We start from the raw sequence: 19,600 nt of genomic DNA, 5'->3' as shown, positions 1-19,600 counted from the left end.
AATCGCTATATAATATTTCGCCATTTCCAAATAACGCGGTGCGGTATGCGCGATTTTTTGCAACAAGCCAAACAAACTCACAGTTGTATTGCGATTGGCGAGTTGGTCTATAATCCGAAGACACAAACTCTTCATCAAGACACTGTCGCGATTGATCTCGAACCTCGTACCATTGAGTTATTAGAGCTGCTGCTAACCAGCGTGGGACATCCGCTCTCTGCCGATACCATTATCGAAACCATTTGGCAGAGCAAATTCATCTCTAAGAACGTACTCACTAACCGCATTAGCACCTTACGTGCGCTGCTACAACAGCATCTCCCCGAGTACGATGCGACTAAGCTCTTGGTCACCTATCCTCGCAAAGGTTACTTTCTAAACCCTGCGAATATCCGTTTAGTGCCACCAGCGAAAAACCATCGACGAGCTATTACATCTCAAGTTACGAACCGTAAGAACATCAAGCTGATTTTTGCTTATAGCTTGTGTGCCGTACTTACGGTTTGTAGCGTGACGCTCGCAAGCTTGTTATGGCAACGCCAAGAGATTTCAACGCAACAAACACGTCATCAGTTACTTATCCCCAAAGTCGAACTGCTGCTCAACCGTGTCGATGCGATTGACTCCCAAGCAAGAAAGTATCGCATACTTGTCAAAGCCATCTTACTGCAACAACAGGTCGAATATCCATACACCGACATCGCCAACCAAGACGCTCCCAGTTACTTTCTTGATCCTATCGGTCATACGCCGTATTTCCCTGGCGCGCGAAACATGCAGACCAGTGATTACGAACTCAACATAGAGTTAAAAGACGGCGCAGAGCAAGGCACCTTGAAAGCTCAGATGAACCTTATTTATCCTGCGACAGGGAAACTGGCGTTTCGCAACGAATACACACTGCGCTTATCCGACCTACAATCGGATATCTTCCAAATTCACTCAGATGTCGCGCAATACTTCAACTTGCCTGCACCTTCGGCAAGCACATGGCAACTGTCAGACGTTCACCAAAAAATGCTGTTTGAGAATGTCTTTTCTAACCAACCTCTACAACAAGCTGATGAGTTTGCAGCTATCACAACCGCAAGGCATCTCGCTTTGTACGAGCAAGAACCTCAAAAGCTGGAGGCGTATTTGACGCAAGTGCAGTCGTCGTTCGATGTTTTGCCAGATGAGCTAAGCCTCTGGTTGGGCGTATTGCATTTCAAACTAGGCAACCTAGACCGAGCAAAAGTTCTGCTGACCACTCCAGATGGCGACTCTCGTATTCAAAACGCGCTGATTTATACGTTTGTGTCTCACATCGCTTATAAACAAAACAAACTCGAACAGTTCCGTCTCAACTACATGGAATCACTGGTGGCACTGCTGCGCGTTTTACCGTCCGAGACATTGTTTGAACGTCTTTCTCAATCTGAATCGAAAGAGACTTGCCTTCAACCATGGAAAACGTTGCATGTCAGTTTGACCGATCAAGAAATTATCAGCCGATGGAAAGCGCTCATCAACGAGTATTGCACCAACGTAGCTAACGAAATAAGCCCAAATAAAACAAAGACCTAAATATAAAATTAAGCTTTCGTTAAGCCCTATTAGCTTTTGTTTTTTGCCCTTTTTAGCTCACTAAACTTAGCATGCTCGCATTCAAGCAACGGCCCAACATGAAGCGGCCTAATCAATCAGGAATGTAAACCATGCTAAACAAAATGACGCTTATCGCAGCAGCAACTCTGGCTCTTTACGGCTGTGGCGGCGGTTCATCTTCTGGCAATGCTAATCCAAACAAAGTGCCTCAAGAAAGTTTCGACATCGCGATTCAAAACTCAATCTTCGCTCCCACGCCAAGCACACAACTAAACTACGCGTTTAGCCTGGATGGCCAACCTGAAGGCGAGATGAAACTGAGCTTCCAAGCGATGGATAACGAGCAATTGTTGGCAGCGTTGGCACAAATCCCAAACAGTGATGCAATGGTCCAGTTGGTTAATGACTTGGTGAACTACGGCGCCAAACAGTTCTACTATTCTGACGAACAGTACAACGACGATGAAGAGAGCAATACACTTTATTTTGCAGGCCCTGATGGCGCACTTCATGAAGTCACCGACGCTTATTCCATTAACCAGCAGTTTGTTGCCATGCTGATGCACAGCAGCCCTATTTTCCGTCTCAACGGTGACGACGTAAAAGAGAAAAGCCCGAACATTGATATCGGTGAAGAGACCATATCTCTGCAAACCACTCTAACAGGCTACGCAGTTCACAACCTACTAGACAGTTTTGAAGAGCATGAGTGGGTGCAAAACCTGCCAATGACAGCATCTTGCCAAGTGGTTTGGCAGCAGCAAATCCGAGAGACTGGCGTACGTAAAACGTTCTCAATTTCAAGCAAGAAAATTGAAGCGGCGTACCTGACGGAAGAGAATACTTACAACCTAAACTGCGATGATATGGACTCAATGGAGTTCGCCACTTCGGCAGAACGTTGGTTTAATCCGAGCTTAGGTCTGATTGAACAAATTGAACTGCTGAAAGTACAACAAGTACAAATCAACGAAGAGAAAGTGCAGCTAACAGCGATTGAAACAAAATAAGCTCGCATTTTTTATAGATATCTCAATAAAAGAAGGCTTTGGGGAGCACACCAAAGCCTTCATCTCGAACATCAATCTTAGGGGGGATGACACCCGAGTTTATTCTTCTATCAATAAAATACGAGTTTCGTAAGGTCGTAACACTTGATGGTTTGACGCGACTGCGCTCGCTGAGTTTTGATGGTTAGATAGCAAGTTTTTCGCTTTACTCATATCAAAACGTTCTGGCAGAACGCATTCCACCTCTTCAGCGTAGTAGTTATTGATACACAGCAGCGTTTGCTTATCGTTCTGACGAGCGTAAGCGAAAATACGTTTGTGCTCTGGCAGCAGGTCCTCGTAACGGCCATCGGTGATGACTGGAACCTGTTTACGCAGTTCAATTAGACGCTTGTAAAAGTAGAACACCGAGTTCAAATCGGCAACCGCAGCTTCAGCATTGATTTCAGAGTAATTCTGCGCCACTTCAAGCCACGGCGTGCCCTCAGTAAAGCCCGCGTGTTTTGCACTGTTCCATTGCATTGGTGTACGTGAGTTATCACGCGACTTCTGTGCCAAGATCGCCATCATATCGTCATGAGATACACCATCACGGTTGACCATGATGTCGTACATGTTAGTACTTTCAACATCACGATATTGGCTTATTTCGGTATAACCCGGGTTGGTCATGCCGATCTCTTCCCCCTGGTAAACATAAGGTGTGCCTTGCATCATGTGCACTGATGCCGCAAGCATCTTGGCAGATTCAACACGGTATTTCTCGTCGTTACCTAATCGGCTCACAACGCGTGGCTGGTCGTGGTTACACCAGAACAACGCCCCCCACCCTTTGCCATTTAAGCCCGTTTGCCAATGATTGAAGATCTGTTTTAACTGAATGAAATCAAACGGCGCTTTGGTCCATTTTTCACCATTTGGATAATCGACTTTCAGATGATGGAAGTTGAACACCATGGATAGCTCTTTGCCGTCTAGTGAAGAGTATTGCTGGCAGTGCTCTAGCGTGGTCGAAGACATTTCACCCACCGTCACGCTGCCGTACTTTTGGAACACGGCTTCGCTGATTTCTTGCAGATATTCGTGCACGCGAGGACCATCAGTATAGAAACGACGGCCATCGCCAATATCATCGCTTGGGAAATCTTGTTGTTTAGAAATCAGGTTGATGACATCAAGACGGAAACCATCCACGCCTTTGTCTGCCCAGAAGCTGATGACTTCTTTGACTTCTTCGCGCACCACTGGGTTTTCCCAGTTCAAATCCGCCTGCTCTTTAGCAAAAAGGTGCAAGTAGTACTGCCCTGTCGCTTCATCCAATTCCCAAGCATTGCCTCCAAACTTCGATTGCCAGTTGTTGGGCTCTGCGCCATCAACCGGATCTTTCCAGATGTAGTAATCACGGTAAGGGCTGTTTTTGTCCCCTAACGCCGATTGGAACCACTTGTGTTCTGTCGAAGTATGGTTGACCACGATGTCCATGATGATTCGAATGCCCAACTGATGAGCCTCTGCCAACAGGGTATCGAAATCTTGCATCGTGCCGAACTCGGGGTTGACCGCGTAGTAATCGGAGATGTCATAACCGTTATCAACCATTGGAGACTGATACACTGGCGTCAGCCAAATCGCATCCACACCGAGATGTTTTAGATAATCCAGTTTAGAAATGATCCCTTTAATATCGCCCGTGCCTTTACTGCCGCTGTCACAAAAGCTTTTTGGGTAAATTTGATAGATGGTTGCGGTTTTCCACCAGCTCTCATCATGCTTGGTCATAGCCATTTCTAACACTCACTTACCAGTAATCGGAAACTTAAAATTTGAAAAGAAAAATAGGAGGAGGCAGCCAAGTCACTGCCTCAAATTGAATTACGCGTTTGCCGCCTCAAGCTCACCTTTCGCTTGTGCACGCTTATAAAGAAGTAACGTTAATGCAGCGGGTACCACCATCGCGACCAACATCGCCAGAGCAAAGATGCCCCAGAACTGCGGCTGGATAGATAAGATGCCCGGCAAGCCGCCCACACCGATACCGTTCGCCATGACGCCCGCACTACCACAGATAGCAGCAGCACATGCACTACCGATCATCGCACTCAACATTGGGAACTTGTATTTCAAGTTGATGCCGTACATCGCCGGCTCTGTTACGCCAAGGTAGGCAGAAATCGCCGCAGGCACTGAGATTTCACGCTCATCCTGCTTTTTACTGATGATAATGATGCCAACCACTGCCGATGCTTGAGCAATGTTCGATAGTGCAATCAAAGGCCAAATCGGCGTGCCACCCAATTCTTGCATCAACTGCAAGTCAACGGCGTTGGTTGTGTGGTGGATACCTGTTATCACAAGTGGCGCGTATAAGAAGCCGAAGATGGTTGAACCAATCATCGCGAAGTCACCCGTCATAGCTGCTTTTGCTGCGAAAGCAACGCCGTCACCCAACATACGACCGAATGGGCCAATGATAGAGTGCGCAAGAATCACAGACACAATGATAGAAACAAACGGCACTACTACTAGGTAAAGGTAAGACGGAATGATGCGTTTTAAGCGTGTTTCGATAAACGCTAGTGCGATACCTGCTAACATCGCGGGAATCACCTGCGCTTGGTAACCGACTTTCTCAATCGCAAACAACCCAAAGTCCCACACTTCAGGTACTTGCTTACCAATCAGGTAGGCGTTCATTAACTGCGGCGAAACCAAAGTTACACCAAGCGTGATACCCAGAATCGGTGTACCACCGAGCTTTTTCACGGTCGACCAACACACACCAACGGGTAGGAAGAAGAAAATCGCTTCACCAATTAACCATAGGAATGAGTGAACAGTCGCCCAAAACTGACTGATTTCCGTTAGGGTTTGACCATCAAACATCTTGATGTCGCCAATCACATTACGGAAACCAAGGATCAGACCACCAGTGATGATCGCAGGTAGCAACGGTACAAAGATTTCTGCAAGGTGGGAAATACCACGCTCAACGACATTCATGTTTTGGCGAGCAGCATTCTTGGATTCGTCTTTGCTCGCTTCACTTTTACCGCTTAGCTCGATCAGAACTTTGTAAACCTCATCAACTTCAGTGCCGATGACGACTTGGAATTGACCTGCGTTGGTAAAACAGCCCTTCACCATCGGTAATGCTTCTAACTGTTTTGTGTCTGCTTTGTCCGTATCGTTTAGAACAAAACGCAAGCGAGTTAAACAGTGGCTTACACTGGCAATATTGTCCGGCCCCCCGACCAGCTCAATAAGACGCTCCACGTCTTTACGCGCAATCTTACTCATAACTTTGTCCACCCTGTATTGGATACATTCGATTCATCATTTTATTTTTTATAAATGGGAACATTCCCATTTCTTAATTTTAATATTGCCACTCAAAGACAAAAAACAAAATGGGAACAGTCCCATTAATTGAGAATGATCACAGTATAATTCTAGAGCAAATCGTTGTAGTGTGGATTAGCGGCAAATAGGTTGTTGAGTGAAGTGGACGACTTCTTCATCGCCATTTAATTGATTAATCAGCATTTTAGCGGACTTTTCACCCGCAAGGGTATAACCAGGATCGACACTAAATACTTTAGGGAAAAGGAAAGAAAGCAACTCGTTACCACCCACGCCTGTCACGACCACGTCTTCACGACCTAACTCTTGAAGACGCTTGATTACGCCCAATGCAATGGTATCGCTGGCACACACAATGGCTTGCGTGTCTGCTTTCAGAACGTGGTCCACCAGCTGATAAGCACTTTCATGGCTAAGCTTACCGGTTTGGAAGCAAGGCGTAAGTTGCTTGCGCTGACACCAAGCTTTGTAAGCATTTAAACGAGCCAAGCCTGTGGTTTTATCTTCGGGATCAACACCAATATAAGCAATGCGAGATAAAGATTGCTGCTCAAGGTGAGACAAAGCCATGTCTATCACGCCTTGGTTATCATAATTGATGGAAGAGACGTTATCGGTATCCATCGCAATCACCACAATGCGATTGCCCCACTCAGCTAAGGCTTGCTCATCGCATCCAGTAAAGCCAAATACAATCACGCCATCCACATTGCGACGCTTAAGCACACTCAAGTGCTCATTGGTTTTGTCTCGGTCAAACTGACTCTCCATGATCACCGCATCATAACCAGCGGAATACAATGCATTGAGCATTGTACCAACGGCGCGATTTTCTGATGGTGAGTCCAGACGGGAGATGATAACACCAATGACTTTTTGGCTACCGCCACGCATTGATTGCGCAGATTTGGACGGTACATAACCAGATTCACGAATGATTTGCTCTACTTTCTCTCGCGTTTGAGGTTTCACTTTTGGATCGTTGGTAAGCACACGGCTTACTGTTGATTTGCCAACGCCTGCCAATTTCGCGATATCAAGAATGGTGAGTTTTTTGCTCATAAGTGATCAAACTAGAATGGATGAATGCTTAGGTGACTGAACTTTAACAGTAATAAGAGAAAAGGGAAGCAAACGCTTCCCTTAAATATGCGAATTGTGCAGATTATTTCTTTAGATATGCAGGCACGTCAGCAACACTATCAAGCACAACCGTTGCTAATGCTTCACCTTGCTCAGTAACAGGCTTACCTGTGCGCACCAAAATCTTAGTGCCAACGCCCGCGGCTTCTGCTGCCATCATGTCTTCGGCTTTATCACCAATCATCACAGATTTTTCCATATCGATTTTCAAGAAGTCGCGAGCAGAGATAAACATACCAGGTTTAGGCTTGCGGCAATCACAATCCTGCTTGTAATCGCCAATGCCATGCTCAGGGTGATGTGGACAGTAGTAGATACCATCAAACTCAACACCATGATCAACAAAGTTCCAGTCCATCCATTGAGTCAGAGACAAGAAACGGTCTTCACTGAATTTACCACGTGCGATGCCCGATTGATTCGTCACTAGCACTAAGAGGTAACCTTGATCTTTCAGCGCTTTCGTCGCTTCAAACACACCATCAATGTACTCAAAATCATGTTCGTCATGAACGTAGCCGTGATCAACGTTTATCACGCCATCACGATCGATAAAAACAGCAGGTTTTGCCAAAACGTATTTCTCTATTAACTCGGTTTAATCAGATTATTACATACCTTATAAACTTCAACACTATCTAATTCATTCTAGGCCTCGACAAAACAGTTGATTTGTTGGGCAAGAATCGGTAATTCTGAGTGGGCTCTCCACTTATCTTCTCCTCGTAACTTACTCCTCATTCTCTTCAAAACAGAACATCCATACATTTAGACGTCTAGACGTAAAAATATCTATTGACTTCATTCTGGTTAACCCATAGCATCAACTGAGAAGTGAGATAAAGCTCAACATTAAGTTCTGTCAAAGGCCGTTTTTGACAGCGAAGTTCCCCGTATCTTTGGGCAGGTTGAAACATGATAGAAATAAAAAACGTCAATAAAGTGTTCTACCAAGGCAGTAAGGAAATCCTTGCCCTGAAAGACATTAACCTACACATCGCCAAGGGCACCATCTTCGGTGTTATCGGTTCATCTGGTGCTGGTAAAAGTACGCTGATCCGCTGCGTAAACATGTTAGAAGCACCAACATCTGGCTCCATCATCGTTGATGGCATTGATTTAACAAAACTCAGCAAAAAGCAGTTGGTCGAAACGCGCCGTAACATCGGCATGATCTTCCAGCATTTTAATCTGCTCTCGTCTCGTACTGTGTTTGATAACGTGGCGCTACCACTGGAACTGGCAGGCAAAGACAAATCGCAAATCACAACAAAAGTCACTGAGTTACTAAAACTTGTTGGCTTAGCCGACAAACACGAGAGCTACCCATCGAACTTAAGTGGCGGCCAAAAACAACGTGTGGCGATTGCTCGCGCATTGGCATCCGATCCAAGCGTACTACTGTGTGACGAAGCCACTAGCGCACTGGATCCTGCAACGACTCAATCTATCCTTGAGCTATTGAAAGAGATCAACCGCAAACTCAACATCACGATTCTACTGATTACCCACGAAATGGAAGTGGTAAAAAGCATCTGTCACGAAGTGGCGATCATCGGTGGTGGTGAGTTGGTGGAGAAAGGCACCGTTGGCGATATTTTCGCGCACCCTAAAACGGAGCTGGCGCACCAATTCATTCGCTCAACGCTGGATCTATCCATTCCTGAAGATTACCAAGCACGTCTGCAAGCAGAGCGTGTTGATGGCAGCTACCCGTTGGTTCGCTTAGAGTTTACTGGCGCAACCGTCGATGCACCGTTAATGTCGCAAATTTCTCGTAAATACAATATTGATGTGAGTATTTTGAGCTCCGATCTTGATTACGCTGGCGGCGTGAAATTCGGCATGATGGTCGCAGAGCTATTTGGTAACGAAGAAGATGATAACGCAGCATTGGAATACCTGCGTAAGCACAACGTAAAAGTAGAGGTACTTGGTTATGTCCTTTAACACAATTTCTGAATGGCTGAGTTTAAACAGCAAACTACTTTTAGGTGCAACGTGGGAAACGCTTTACATGGTTGCGGTTGCCGGATTAGTCGGCTTTGCCGTGGGTATTCCATTAGGCGTAATCCTCCATATTACTAAGAAAGGCGGCCTACTTGAAAACACCAAACTAAATAGCAGCTTAGGCGCTGTCGTTAACATTGGTCGTTCTGTGCCATTCCTCGTCCTGATGGTTGCGATTATTCCAGTGACAAAAATGCTAGTTGGAACCTTTATCGGTACAACCGCAGCAATCGTCCCACTGACTATTGGTGCCATTCCGTTTGTTGCCCGTCTTATTGAAGGTGCTTTGTTAGAGGTACCAACAGGCTTGGTGGAAGCGGCACAATCAATGGGGGCGACACCAACACAGATCATCACAAAAGTTCTACTACCTGAAGCAATGCCGACTATTGTTAACTCAGTAACGATCACCTTAGTCACTCTCGTTAGCTACTCGGCCATGGCGGGCACGGTAGGCGGCGGCGGCCTCGGCGACGTAGCCATCCGTTACGGTTTCCACCGCTACGATGTAACTATCATGGCTGTGACTGTCGTGATGCTGATTGTTCTAGTACAGATTATTCAGTCTATCGGTGACGCAGTGGTGCGCCGTGTAGACCACAGATAAGCATTGAAAATACAAATTATAAGGAGATAAAGATGAAATTTAGCCTTAAAGGTCTTTTGACTGTAGCAACGGCCGCTTCTGCTCTTGTTCTAGCGGGTTGTGGCGACAAAGAAGTAGACGTAAATAAAGTAAAAGTTGGCGTTATTGCTGGTGCTGAAGCACAAGTTGCCGAAGTTGCAGCTAAAGTAGCAAAAGAAAAGTACAACCTAGACGTTGAGTTAGTAACATTTACCGATTACGTAACGCCAAATGCCGCTCTGGATGATGGTTCAGTAGACGCGAATGCGTTCCAACATAAACCATACCTAGACCAACAAGTGAAAGACCGCGGCTACAAACTGGCTATCGCGGGTAACTCATTCGTTTACCCTATTGCTGGTTACTCTAAGCAAGTGAAGTCAATCGATGAAATCCAAGATGGCGCACGCATCGCAGTACCAAACGATCCAACAAACCTAGGTCGCTCACTGCTGCTTCTTGAGCAACAAGGTTTGATTACACTACGTGATGGCGTTGGTCTACTCGCTACAGTACGTGACATCGTAGGCAACCCTAAAAATATCGAAATCATTGAGTTAGAAGCGCCACAACTTCCACGTTCATTGGATGACGTAACGCTATCTATCATCAACACCACTTACGCAAGCTCTATCGACCTATCGCCAGAGCGTGACGGCGTGTTCGTTGAAGATAAAGACTCACCATACGTAAACCTAATTGTTGCTCGCGAAGAAAATGTTAATGCGCAAAACGTACAAAACTTCGTAAAAGCTTATCAAACGGAAGAAGTTTACGAAGCAGCAAAAGAGCTATTCAAAGGCGGCGTAGTGAAAGGTTGGTAATCCCACTTTTCTAAACCGTACTGAAAATATAGTCTGAACATAAAAGGGCTGATGTGAAAACATCAGCCCTTTTATTTCTCTATCTAACCATTTAAGTAACCTCAATTAGTTACTTAAGGTGGTCCCAAGAGATATTCGACACGATTCGGCAGTCATCACACTTAAAGTGAAATATGTCATGTAGTGGCTCATCGAGTAGCCACTCTCCACCGCATTTTGGGCACTTGCGCGCTTTCTCACTCTCCAGCGACTGACCACCGACACGATACTGGTAATAGTACGTAGGAATCTTCGTGATGTATTCGATACGACCTCGCAAATCCCAACCGCGGCGGAACAACACGCTGTCTACATCGCAAATCTCGTGCAGCGCCGCATGCTCTGCACGGCACCCGCCAGCCATTTGGATTTCATCGCACGCTTGCCATTCTGTCTGCCATTTGATGACGGCTTTATGGTCACCATTTAGCGTCGGCTCATTGCGATACAAAGGAATCGGCAACAACGTTTCCCCACTGCGCAATGGCGAACACGTATGAACATAAGTCGTGTACAACACTTGCCAGCTAGGTGTCTCTTCTTCGGCCGCTTGTTCTGAATTTAAATCACGGCCAAGCATACGCATTTTCGGTGCAAGCAAAGACGCGTCTGACAAACGGTTCATGCACACTTTGACAAAATCTGAGTGATAACGTGGATGCAAACTGTCTTGCTCTGGGCAAACGACACGAACATAAAACTCGCCATCTCCCATCACTATCGGGAATTCTCGGCCTAGTACTTGGCCGTTATAACGCAACGCATCCATCAAGCCATTAATGGCTTTGTCTACCGCGCTGACGGTGGTGTTATCAAAACACTCAAACTGCAACTCAACAACGTACATATTTAGACAGCGGCCTCTAACTTGCTCAAGAACTCAGCCAATGAATCCGCCAGCACATCGCGTTTAGACGTACCTAAACGCTCTAAAATCACATTACCAGTGAGGTTACAAATCGAGATCACATCCATTTCCTCATCTGTCGCTGCAATAAATACTGTTGGTTTAAGTTTCAAGCGGCGCTGCGTCACCAAATGACCAAGAATATTTTCTTGTAGGCGCACGAAATCGTCATCGCTCCACACTTGCAGCAGCGCCAACGAATTACCTTGCCAAGTTGCCTCCATATCGGCGCAGTATTGAGAACCATAAAAGGCTTTTACATCATCTTGCAGTGACAACTCAATCGCATTTTCCACATTAGTGAAATCGGCCATCTCATTACGCGCGACCGCTTTCCAAAGCACCTTTCCATCACGCTTCTCTTCGACACAAGGAGAAACAAGATCTGCAAGCTCTTCACTGCTTGGCAACTCATTATATTTAGCTTGCCAAGCTTGTTGGTAGCGCAGGCTGAACTCTTGTAGCGCCTGAGTAACGTTTTGGGTCATGAAGGTCTCCTCATTCCTTATTTATCAGATAGCCGTGTTTGCCGGATGGCAATTGACCAGCGGATTCAGTAAAATTCTCGCCATTCTAATCGAAAACGACCACAAAGTATGAGCAAATATTCTGACGCTAAAGAGCTTGCTGGCCTAACACTAGGTAAAAAGACCGAGTATGCGAACCAATACGACCCAAGCTTGCTGCAACCAGTTCCTCGTAGCCTAAACCGAGATGACCTTCAGTTAGGCGACAGCCTTCCTTTTATGGGCCACGACATTTGGACGCTGTACGAGCTCTCTTGGTTAAATAGTAAAGGCTTACCACAAGTGGCCGTTGGCGAAGTATACATTCCAGCCACCAGTGCAAACTTGATTGAGTCGAAGTCTTTCAAACTGTACTTAAACAGCTACAACCAAACCCGTTTTTCAAGCTGGGAAGAAGTTGAAGAGCGTTTAACGCAAGACCTATCTGAATGTGCCGGTGAAAAGGTGTTGGTCGAGGTGAACCCGGTTACTCACTACACCAATCAGCCTATTGTGACAATGGAAGGCGAATGCATTGATGACCAAGACATTGACATCACCAGTTACGATTTTGATGCCGATTTGCTTGAAGGCGCAGCAGGTGAAGAGCAAGTGGAAGAAATCCTACATAGCCACCTATTGAAATCAAACTGTTTGATCACTAACCAACCTGACTGGGGCAGTGTAGAAATTCGCTACCAAGGTGCGAAAATAGATCGCGAGAAACTGCTGCGTTACTTGGTATCTTTCCGCGAGCACAACGAATTTCACGAACAGTGTGTTGAGCGTATTTTTACTGATCTAATGAAATACTGCCAACCAAGCAAACTGACCGTATTCGCCCGCTACACGCGCCGTGGTGGCTTGGACATCAACCCGTACCGCTCAACGGAACAAGACAAGCCAGATCACAACCACCGCATGGCTCGTCAGTAATCGCGTTAGTGACAGAAATAAGTTCGGTAATCTAAAGGGTTACCGGACGTTTTTATTATCCAAGCATGTTACTATATCAAATGGCTTCAACCTGCATTTACGGGGCTTGTTGAGGTCTTTTACCGTTATCCGCCATATCTAAAAACAGTTCGAGGGAACGAAAGGATGTTTTGGGACAGTTCGCGTCTATTCAAGTTGATTGGCTTTCTTTGCTTGCTGTTTGTACAGCCGCTTCACGCGACCATTTTATCGTCCGCGTTACTCAACGAAGCACAACAATTGGCGGAAATAGAGCCATCACAAGCAAAACAAGCGGCAACCAACTACTTGTCACAACGTGAGCTAACGGAACGCAAAGAGAGTGACAGCCCTTCTGCTATGTCTCGTGACGAGACCGATCGTAGCGTTCGCACACCAAGCAGCACCATCGAAGCACACAAGATTATCGCTCAGGCAGACTACGCCATGGGTAACGTTCGTTCGGCTATCGAACACCTAAACAAAGCCGAGCGCTTAGCGCAAGAATATCAATTGCCGTACATGGACTTAGATCTCCAGCTGATGCGCAACCAAATGATTTGGATGTACGACAAAAACTATTTAAAAGCGGAAGACACGCTTAACCAAATTGAGCAGCAACTCGATGAAGCTGATGCGGTATTGCAACGTACCGACAGCGTTCGCTATCGATTAGTGATGCAAAGAGCGCTCCTCGCTTCACATAGTGGCGATCTGATTAAAGCGGAAAGTTTGTATTCTCAAGCCAAAACTATGCTTGAAGACAGCCGATCTGACTTAGCCTTGATCGACTATTACACAGCCGTCGGCGAGTTTTATCTGAATAGCAAGAAATACAATTTGGCTTTGTCGGAACTGCTTTACGGTTATTGGCAATCTATTGAGAGTGACAGTGGCGCAAGGTTAGCAAAAGTTAATCGCCTGTTGGCAAGACTCTTCCAAGAGCGTCGAGTTTACGACAAAGCGATCGAATACTTATCTCAAGCCGCAGACTTCTATGACTCCTACCCTAGCTCTCCCATCCTAGCGGATGTCCTTGAGCAAATGGGTGACATTTATTTTTACCAAGGCAAGTTTAACCTTGCCTTAGTGCACTACTTCAACGTGCTGGACCATGAAAGCACCAGTAAGAACATTAATCGGATCATTAAGATTCGCTTAAGCTTAGCGGCTACCTATCTGCAACTCTATAACTACGCGCTAGCTGAGCAATACCTAGACCGATCTAAAGAGCTTTTAGAATACACTGACATTCCTAAGCTTGAAGCAAAGGCAGCGTTGCTTCAGTCAGGCCTGGCTTATCATCAAAACGACAGCAAAAACGTCATTACCAATGCAAAGCTGGCGTTAACACTTGCTGAAAAGTCACCTGAGAATAACAACTTCATTAAGCAGCAGTCTTACCGCTTACTCGGGCTTGGTTACGAGCAGGCAGGTGAATACCAACTTTCTCTGCAGGCTTATAAGAAATACACCAACCTTGTGCGTTTAGAGCAAAAACAGCTCAACCAAATCAGTGAGGATGCATTCCGCCAACAAAAAGAGTTTGCTGAACAAACCATCCACTATATCGGCCAATCGGAACGCCTTGAACAAGTGGAAAGGGAACACCGCAAGTTCCAGAAAATCTCATTCGCATTGTTTATTACTGTGTTGGTGATGTTTTTGTTCATTATGCGCCGCGGCGTGATCATGCAACGCCAAGCAAGTGAAATCGAAAAACTGCGTAATGATCTCTTCACTCACTCTCGTTCCCGTTTGCGTAACTTGCGTATGCTGAACGTGAAGCTGTCTCGCTCATTGAAAAAGTCGAGCGAAACTTTCGAGCAATGGCAAATGGGCGAATTGATCCACGAGCCACTTAACGATCGCCTGCGCTTTGTCATGATCGACTTGCCATTCCTACGAAGCATGTACGTCCACAACGGTTATAAAGCAGGTCTAGAGCTGGAGCGCGCATTTGGCGACTTTCTAGCGGAAAAGATAGAAAAGCCATCGCGTCTTTACCATTTCTCAGATGCAAACCTACTCTATATCGAGCCGAACGCTGACCGTGATGCTTCTGCCGAAGTCATGTTCGAGAAATTCCAGACTTGGGTGGATGAGTTCGCTCAGCAGCACAACGTCAACCGCATTATTCGCATGGGTATCAGCGATTATCCGTTCTTACCCCGAGCCTACACTGCAATTAACGACGAGGAATTACTCGATCTGTTGCTGCTTGCGACTCACATTGCGCGAGAAGTCAGCTTGAAGGATAAGCAAAGCCACTGGGTTTTCTTGAAAGCCATCGATAACGCACCTGCCGCGAGCTTTGCAACGGGTAACATAAGAACTGCCTGTCAGCATGCCATTAGCCAAGGCCTGATTAAGATCCATTCGTCCTACAAGAATGAGGACGACATCAAGAAAATATTAAAAAATGGATAATTAAACGCCTGTTAGACATAATAACTAATGACGCTATAACGTTTTTTGTTATTATCGGATAATTGTCAGTAGTACATGGACTTAACCGTAGTCACTTCATGGGAATCTTGGAATCCGATATTCAGTCGCAGCTTCATCAGCTGAGTTGTCAACTTGACCAACTCAGACTGACACATCGTGATACTTCACTCAAATTCAAACGTGAACAACAAGTTCTTAAACGCGTTGTGGCATCATTGTCTTCAGCTTGCCAGGGTTCGAATACCCAGGTATCCAATTACCTGTTTGAAATCCAACAAGAGCTGCAACATCAAAAAGATATCAGTACTCTTATCCCACGTTTAGCGGTATTAGAGAGAATGCTCAAACAGCAGTCTAAGACGATGGACAAACAGAACGGCTACCTAGACGAACAAATCAAACACAGTGGTGAAACACTCCAACGTGTCACAGGGTTACCTGCGCAGTTAAAACGTGAACTACGGAACTTAATGAGTTTCTCAGAAGCTCATGCCAGCAATAAAGCCGATCAAGCCACTAAGCTACTGAGCATTTACGAACGCGCTCTGAAAATCATCACTTCCAACTCGCGTTTGCATCTCAGTGAGTTTGAGAATAATCCTGATAAGTCTCAACTTGAGTGCTTAGCCAGCGATCTACAACATACCATCACCGAGCTGGATTTTGAGGGAGAAACGGGAGATCGATTGCTCGATATTCGGGCTAAGCTGCTTCTTGGCGTCAGCGCGGAATCTCTCATTGAGCTAACACTTTCAACGCTAAAACTGGTTGTCGAAGCAACAAAGTTCGAGCGCGAAGCGTCTAGCCAATTCCTTGATCAGCTGAACACTTCTCTCGCAAATAACCTAAAAACCATTCATCAGAACGTCGACCAACATCATACCTACTTTGAGCACCGCCAAGAGCTCAACACAGAAATGAACAGTCTGGTTGAATTGAGTCAACTTTCGCTCGACCAAGCTCAAGATCTAGCGGATGTAAAAAAAGAAATCGCCCCGTTACTTGCGAAAATGGCGTCGCTGACAGAGCGACTTAAAATGACGGAAGAACGAGAACAAGCGCTGCAAGAGCGTTTGAATTACAGTAAGAACCAGCTCGAAGCCGTGTTTGAAACCACCCAAGATCATCGTCGACGCTTAGATGACCAAGCTCAACGCATGTTGCTCGACCCTCTGACTAAAGTCTATAACCGCACCGCATTTAATGATCGACTAGAGCTAGAGTATCGCCGTTGGATTCGCTCTCAACAGAACCTGCGTGTAGTGTTGTTTGACGTTGATAACTTCAAAGCGGTGAATGACAGCTATGGCTATACGGCTGGTGATAAAGCGTTGAAGATCATCGCTCGCACCATTAATAAACGCGTATCAGAAACTGAGACGGTAGCTCGCTTTGGTGGCGAAGAGTTTATTTTACTCGTTCCAGAACAATCTGAAGAATACACACTGGATCTCATTAAACATATCCAGCGTGATATTAGCCAATTACCATTTAAGTTCCGTGAGCAAAATATCATGATCACCCTAGCGGCTGTGTCGACCTCTTTTAAAGAGTCCGATACGCCAGAGTATGTACTCGATCGACTCAGCAAGATGCTTGCAGACGCTAAAAAACGTGGAACAAATCAACTTAACTGGAGCTAGATTTCGTACAAAAAGCGAACAAACAAACCAGAATTGGCGCAATTTACGCTTTATAACCACCCATTTTCAACGAGTTATCACATTTCTTCCCTTTCAGTCTGCTAAGCTGTAAAAACCCAAGTCACTTCAAGATGATGCATTTACAGAACGCGAATGTACCATCTTGAGGTTGCTTGGGAGTCAATAACCATAAAACCAAATCGGCCAACTGCCTTTCATCAAACCATACGTATAACCCAAAAAGGTGAGTTGGTACTTTCCCTCAAAATAATGCAACACAAGGAGGCGTTATGATTACCCATATAAGCCCCGCTGGTAGCATGGACTTGCTATCTCAATTAGAAGTAGAGCGCTTAAAGAACACGGCCTCGAGTGAACTTTATCAACTGTACCGCAACTGCACGTTAGCGGTGTTGAACTCCGGCAGTCATACCGATAACTCGAAAGAGCTACTCGATAAACACCAGTCGTTTGATGTCAACGTAGTGCGCCGCGAGCGTGGTATTAAGCTTGAGCTGACTAACCCGCCTGAACACGCCTTTGTCGATGGCGAGATAATTAAAGGTATCCAAGAGCATCTGTTCTCCGTGTTACGCGATATCGTTTATGTCAATATGCATTTAGCAGACGCACAACGACTCAACCTGACGAACCCAATTCACATCACTAACCTCGTGTTCGGTATTCTGCGTAATGCCAGAGCACTCACACCAGGTATCGAACCAAACCTCGTCGTGTGTTGGGGTGGTCACTCTATCAATGGCGTGGAATATCAATACACACGTGAAGTCGGTAACGAGCTTGGCTTGCGTGAACTTAATATCTGCACGGGTTGTGGCCCTGGTGCGATGGAAGGGCCAATGAAAGGTGCCGCTATCGGACATGCGAAGCAGCGTTATACTCAGCAACGTTATCTTGGTTTAACCGAGCCTTCGATTATTGCAGCCGAGCCACCAAACCCAATCGTGAATGAGCTGGTTATCATGCCAGACATCGAAAAGCGTTTGGAAGCCTTTGTACGTATGGCACATGGCATTGTGATTTTCCCTGGTGGTCCGGGTACTGCAGAAGAGTTGCTGTATATTCTTGGCATTATGATGCACCCAGACAACGCCGATCAGCCAATGCCTATCGTGTTAACTGGACCAAAAGAGAGTGAAGAGTACTTCCGCTCTATCGACGATTTTGTTCGCGATACACTTGGCGAAGAAGGTCAAAAGCATTACGAGATCGTCATTGACGATCCGGCAGAAGTGGCACGTATCATGAAGCGCTCCATGGACTCTGTACGCCTTCACCGAAAAGAAAAAGGCGATGCTTATAGCTTTAACTGGTCATTAAAAATCGAGCCTAACTTCCAGTTACCATTCGATCCAACTCATGAGTCGATGGAGCAATTGGATTTAAGCTTAGATCAAGAACCTCAAGTCTTAGCGGCCAACCTGCGTCAAGCTTTCTCCGGTATCGTGGCTGGTAACGTAAAAGCCGAAGGCATTCGAGAAATCGAACGTCGAGGCCCTTTCACTATTCACGGTGATCCTGTGCTAATGAAAAAGCTCGATAAGTTACTACAAGACTTTGTCGAACAACACCGAATGAAATTGCCTGGCGGTTCAGACTACGAACCGTGTTATCGTATCGCTCACCCAGAAATTGGTGGTCGATAGTCAGGCTAGCATTCGTTACACTAGGGGCATTACGCCCCTTTTTTATTGCTAAGTCATTATGTCTATTCATCTTGTTATTATTGATGCCCTAAACCTGATCCGCCGTGTGCACTCTGCACAACCGGATCCAACCGACATAGCAAGAACCATCACCACGACACAAAGAACCCTCACTCGCATTCTGTCAGAAGCCAACCCGACACACATCATCGCGGTTTTCGATCACCATGAACAAAACAGAGGATGGCGAGCTGAGATTCTCCCAGACTATAAGCAAAATCGAAAACCAATGCCGGAACCACTGATGCAAGGTCTAGATGCGATTCAGCAAGCATGGTGGGAACAAGGTATTGATTCATTGCTTTCTGAAGGCGATGAAGCGGACGACTTGGTTGCTACTCTCGCGACGAAAGTGGCCAGTCATGGTGAAAAAGTCACCATCGTTTCTACGGATAAAGGCTACTGTCAGCTGCTTTCTCCTACCCTACAGATCCGTGATTACTTCCAACATCGTTGGTTAGATGAACCGTTTATCGAAAAAGAGTTCGGCGTAAAACCGAGCCAACTGGCCGATTATTGGGGGTTAACGGGGATCAGCTCTAGCCAAGTGCCGGGGGTTCCGGGCATTGGACCAAAAGCGGCGAAAGAGATTCTTACTCAGTTTGAGAATATTGAAGCAGCCTACGCCAGTGAAGACCTCGCACCGAAATACCGTAAAAAATTAGACGAGCACATTGAGTCTGCACGCTTATGTAAACGCGTCGCGGCTTTAAAGTGCGACATTGAACTCGGCTTTAACTTACAGGACATTCGCTTTACAGGACCAAATAAAGCGGAATAGTGTCTGATGATGGTTTCAAACCATAAAGCTCTC

The 19,600-nt window shown here is 45.9% G+C and carries 16 protein-coding genes; 10 read left to right on the top strand and 6 right to left on the bottom strand.

What is annotated here, in order from left to right; genetic code table 11:
* Nucleotides 1-45: 45 nt before the first annotated feature.
* Both L3V32_RS00855 and L3V32_RS00850 read left to right on the top strand, forming a co-directional pair.
* On the top strand, nucleotides 46-1,566 hold the full coding sequence (locus L3V32_RS00855) for a winged helix-turn-helix domain-containing protein (protein WP_237283665.1): 1,521 nt from the start codon (nucleotides 46-48) through the stop codon (nucleotides 1,564-1,566).
* Nucleotides 1,567-1,697: 131 nt separating this feature from the next.
* Nucleotides 1,698-2,597, top strand: a complete 900-nt coding sequence (locus tag L3V32_RS00850) for a hypothetical protein (RefSeq protein WP_237283664.1) — start codon at nucleotides 1,698-1,700, stop codon at nucleotides 2,595-2,597.
* Between the two features lie 99 nt (nucleotides 2,598-2,696).
* Here the strand turns inward: L3V32_RS00850 and treC are convergent, their stop codons facing one another.
* The 4 genes from treC to gmhB form a co-directional block, all read right to left on the bottom strand.
* The gene (treC, locus tag L3V32_RS00845) at nucleotides 2,697-4,382 is read right to left on the bottom strand and encodes an alpha,alpha-phosphotrehalase (RefSeq protein WP_237283663.1); all 1,686 of its coding nucleotides are present in this window, start codon (nucleotides 4,380-4,382) and stop codon (nucleotides 2,697-2,699) included.
* A gap of 87 nt (nucleotides 4,383-4,469) precedes the next feature.
* Nucleotides 4,470-5,894 carry a PTS trehalose transporter subunit IIBC gene (gene treB / locus L3V32_RS00840; RefSeq protein WP_237283662.1) on the bottom strand — a complete coding sequence of 475 codons (1,425 nt, stop codon included), beginning with the start codon at nucleotides 5,892-5,894 and terminating at the stop codon, nucleotides 4,470-4,472.
* Nucleotides 5,895-6,071: 177 nt separating this feature from the next.
* Nucleotides 6,072-7,019, bottom strand: a complete 948-nt coding sequence (gene treR / locus L3V32_RS00835) for a trehalose operon repressor TreR (protein ID WP_006743211.1) — start codon at nucleotides 7,017-7,019, stop codon at nucleotides 6,072-6,074.
* Between the two features lie 103 nt (nucleotides 7,020-7,122).
* Nucleotides 7,123-7,674, bottom strand: a complete 552-nt coding sequence (gene gmhB / locus L3V32_RS00830; protein WP_048626100.1) for a D-glycero-beta-D-manno-heptose 1,7-bisphosphate 7-phosphatase — start codon at nucleotides 7,672-7,674, stop codon at nucleotides 7,123-7,125.
* Nucleotides 7,675-8,015: 341 nt separating this feature from the next.
* On the opposite strand from gmhB, the gene metN reads away from it, so the two are divergent.
* The 3 genes from metN to L3V32_RS00815 are packed head-to-tail and all read left to right on the top strand — an operon-like array spanning nucleotide 8,016 to nucleotide 10,559.
* Nucleotides 8,016-9,050, top strand: coding sequence for a methionine ABC transporter ATP-binding protein MetN (gene metN / locus L3V32_RS00825; RefSeq protein WP_005391353.1), 1,035 nt, complete (start codon nucleotides 8,016-8,018; stop codon nucleotides 9,048-9,050).
* Nucleotides 9,040-9,717 carry a methionine ABC transporter permease gene (locus L3V32_RS00820; RefSeq protein WP_005391355.1) on the top strand — a complete coding sequence of 226 codons (678 nt, stop codon included), beginning with the start codon at nucleotides 9,040-9,042 and terminating at the stop codon, nucleotides 9,715-9,717. The genes metN and L3V32_RS00820 overlap by 11 nt, the downstream gene beginning before the upstream one ends.
* A 32-nt stretch (nucleotides 9,718-9,749) precedes the next feature.
* Nucleotides 9,750-10,559, top strand: a complete 810-nt coding sequence (locus L3V32_RS00815) for a MetQ/NlpA family lipoprotein (protein WP_005391357.1) — start codon at nucleotides 9,750-9,752, stop codon at nucleotides 10,557-10,559.
* A gap of 109 nt (nucleotides 10,560-10,668) precedes the next feature.
* Here L3V32_RS00815 and L3V32_RS00810 read toward each other — a convergent pair whose 3' ends face one another.
* Both L3V32_RS00810 and syd read right to left on the bottom strand, forming a co-directional pair.
* Entirely contained in the window at nucleotides 10,669-11,445 is a 777-nt protein-coding gene (locus L3V32_RS00810) for a Zn-ribbon-containing protein (RefSeq protein WP_053808746.1), read from the bottom strand.
* A 2-nt stretch (nucleotides 11,446-11,447) separates the two neighbouring features.
* Nucleotides 11,448-11,993 (bottom strand): SecY-interacting protein, encoded by a 546-nt coding sequence (gene syd, locus L3V32_RS00805; RefSeq protein WP_152812637.1) that lies wholly within the window; start codon nucleotides 11,991-11,993, stop codon nucleotides 11,448-11,450.
* 108 nt (nucleotides 11,994-12,101) lie between these two features.
* On the opposite strand from syd, the gene queF reads away from it, so the two are divergent.
* From queF to xni, 5 genes are all read left to right on the top strand, one after another.
* Nucleotides 12,102-12,947, top strand: a complete 846-nt coding sequence (queF, locus tag L3V32_RS00800; protein WP_104971358.1) for an NADPH-dependent 7-cyano-7-deazaguanine reductase QueF — start codon at nucleotides 12,102-12,104, stop codon at nucleotides 12,945-12,947.
* A gap of 165 nt (nucleotides 12,948-13,112) precedes the next feature.
* Nucleotides 13,113-15,395, top strand: a complete 2,283-nt coding sequence (locus L3V32_RS00795; RefSeq protein ID WP_237283661.1) for a tetratricopeptide repeat protein — start codon at nucleotides 13,113-13,115, stop codon at nucleotides 15,393-15,395.
* Between the two features lie 98 nt (nucleotides 15,396-15,493).
* On the top strand, nucleotides 15,494-17,059 hold the full coding sequence (locus L3V32_RS00790) for a diguanylate cyclase (protein ID WP_237283660.1): 1,566 nt from the start codon (nucleotides 15,494-15,496) through the stop codon (nucleotides 17,057-17,059).
* A 290-nt stretch (nucleotides 17,060-17,349) separates the two neighbouring features.
* A complete protein-coding gene (gene ppnN, locus L3V32_RS00785) occupies nucleotides 17,350-18,726 on the top strand; it encodes a nucleotide 5'-monophosphate nucleosidase PpnN (protein WP_104971356.1) in 1,377 nt (458 codons plus the stop codon).
* Nucleotides 18,727-18,784: 58 nt separating this feature from the next.
* A complete protein-coding gene (gene xni / locus L3V32_RS00780; RefSeq protein ID WP_237283659.1) occupies nucleotides 18,785-19,567 on the top strand; it encodes a flap endonuclease Xni in 783 nt (260 codons plus the stop codon).
* Nucleotides 19,568-19,600: the final 33 nt, after the last annotated feature.

It is taken from the genome of Vibrio sp. J2-4, from assembly GCF_021728155.1.
In the GTDB taxonomy this organism is placed as follows: domain Bacteria; phylum Pseudomonadota; class Gammaproteobacteria; order Enterobacterales; family Vibrionaceae; genus Vibrio; species Vibrio diabolicus.
The sequence above is the reverse complement of the archived record's forward strand: the minus strand, read 5'-3'. Positions and strand labels throughout refer to the sequence as shown.

What these genes read in the sequence shown, in the direction of transcription:
- metN (WP_005391353.1), top strand. Translation starts at nt 8,016, where the DNA reads ATGATAGAAATAAAAAACGTCAATAAAGTGTTCTACCAAGGCAGTAAG.
- L3V32_RS00820 (WP_005391355.1), top strand. Translation starts at nt 9,040, where the DNA reads ATGTCCTTTAACACAATTTCTGAATGGCTGAGTTTAAACAGCAAACTA.
- L3V32_RS00815 (WP_005391357.1), top strand. Translation starts at nt 9,750, where the DNA reads ATGAAATTTAGCCTTAAAGGTCTTTTGACTGTAGCAACGGCCGCTTCT.
- queF (WP_104971358.1), top strand. Translation starts at nt 12,102, where the DNA reads ATGAGCAAATATTCTGACGCTAAAGAGCTTGCTGGCCTAACACTAGGT.
- L3V32_RS00810 (WP_053808746.1), bottom strand. Translation starts at nt 11,445, where the DNA reads ATGTACGTTGTTGAGTTGCAGTTTGAGTGTTTTGATAACACCACCGTC.
- treC (WP_237283663.1), bottom strand. Translation starts at nt 4,382, where the DNA reads ATGGCTATGACCAAGCATGATGAGAGCTGGTGGAAAACCGCAACCATC.
- L3V32_RS00850 (WP_237283664.1), top strand. Translation starts at nt 1,698, where the DNA reads ATGCTAAACAAAATGACGCTTATCGCAGCAGCAACTCTGGCTCTTTAC.
- syd (WP_152812637.1), bottom strand. Translation starts at nt 11,993, where the DNA reads ATGACCCAAAACGTTACTCAGGCGCTACAAGAGTTCAGCCTGCGCTAC.
- ppnN (WP_104971356.1), top strand. Translation starts at nt 17,350, where the DNA reads ATGATTACCCATATAAGCCCCGCTGGTAGCATGGACTTGCTATCTCAA.
- xni (WP_237283659.1), top strand. Translation starts at nt 18,785, where the DNA reads ATGTCTATTCATCTTGTTATTATTGATGCCCTAAACCTGATCCGCCGT.
- L3V32_RS00795 (WP_237283661.1), top strand. Translation starts at nt 13,113, where the DNA reads ATGTTTTGGGACAGTTCGCGTCTATTCAAGTTGATTGGCTTTCTTTGC.
- treR (WP_006743211.1), bottom strand. Translation starts at nt 7,019, where the DNA reads ATGAGCAAAAAACTCACCATTCTTGATATCGCGAAATTGGCAGGCGTT.
- L3V32_RS00790 (WP_237283660.1), top strand. Translation starts at nt 15,494, where the DNA reads ATGGGAATCTTGGAATCCGATATTCAGTCGCAGCTTCATCAGCTGAGT.
- L3V32_RS00855 (WP_237283665.1), top strand. Translation starts at nt 46, where the DNA reads ATGCGCGATTTTTTGCAACAAGCCAAACAAACTCACAGTTGTATTGCG.
- treB (WP_237283662.1), bottom strand. Translation starts at nt 5,894, where the DNA reads ATGAGTAAGATTGCGCGTAAAGACGTGGAGCGTCTTATTGAGCTGGTC.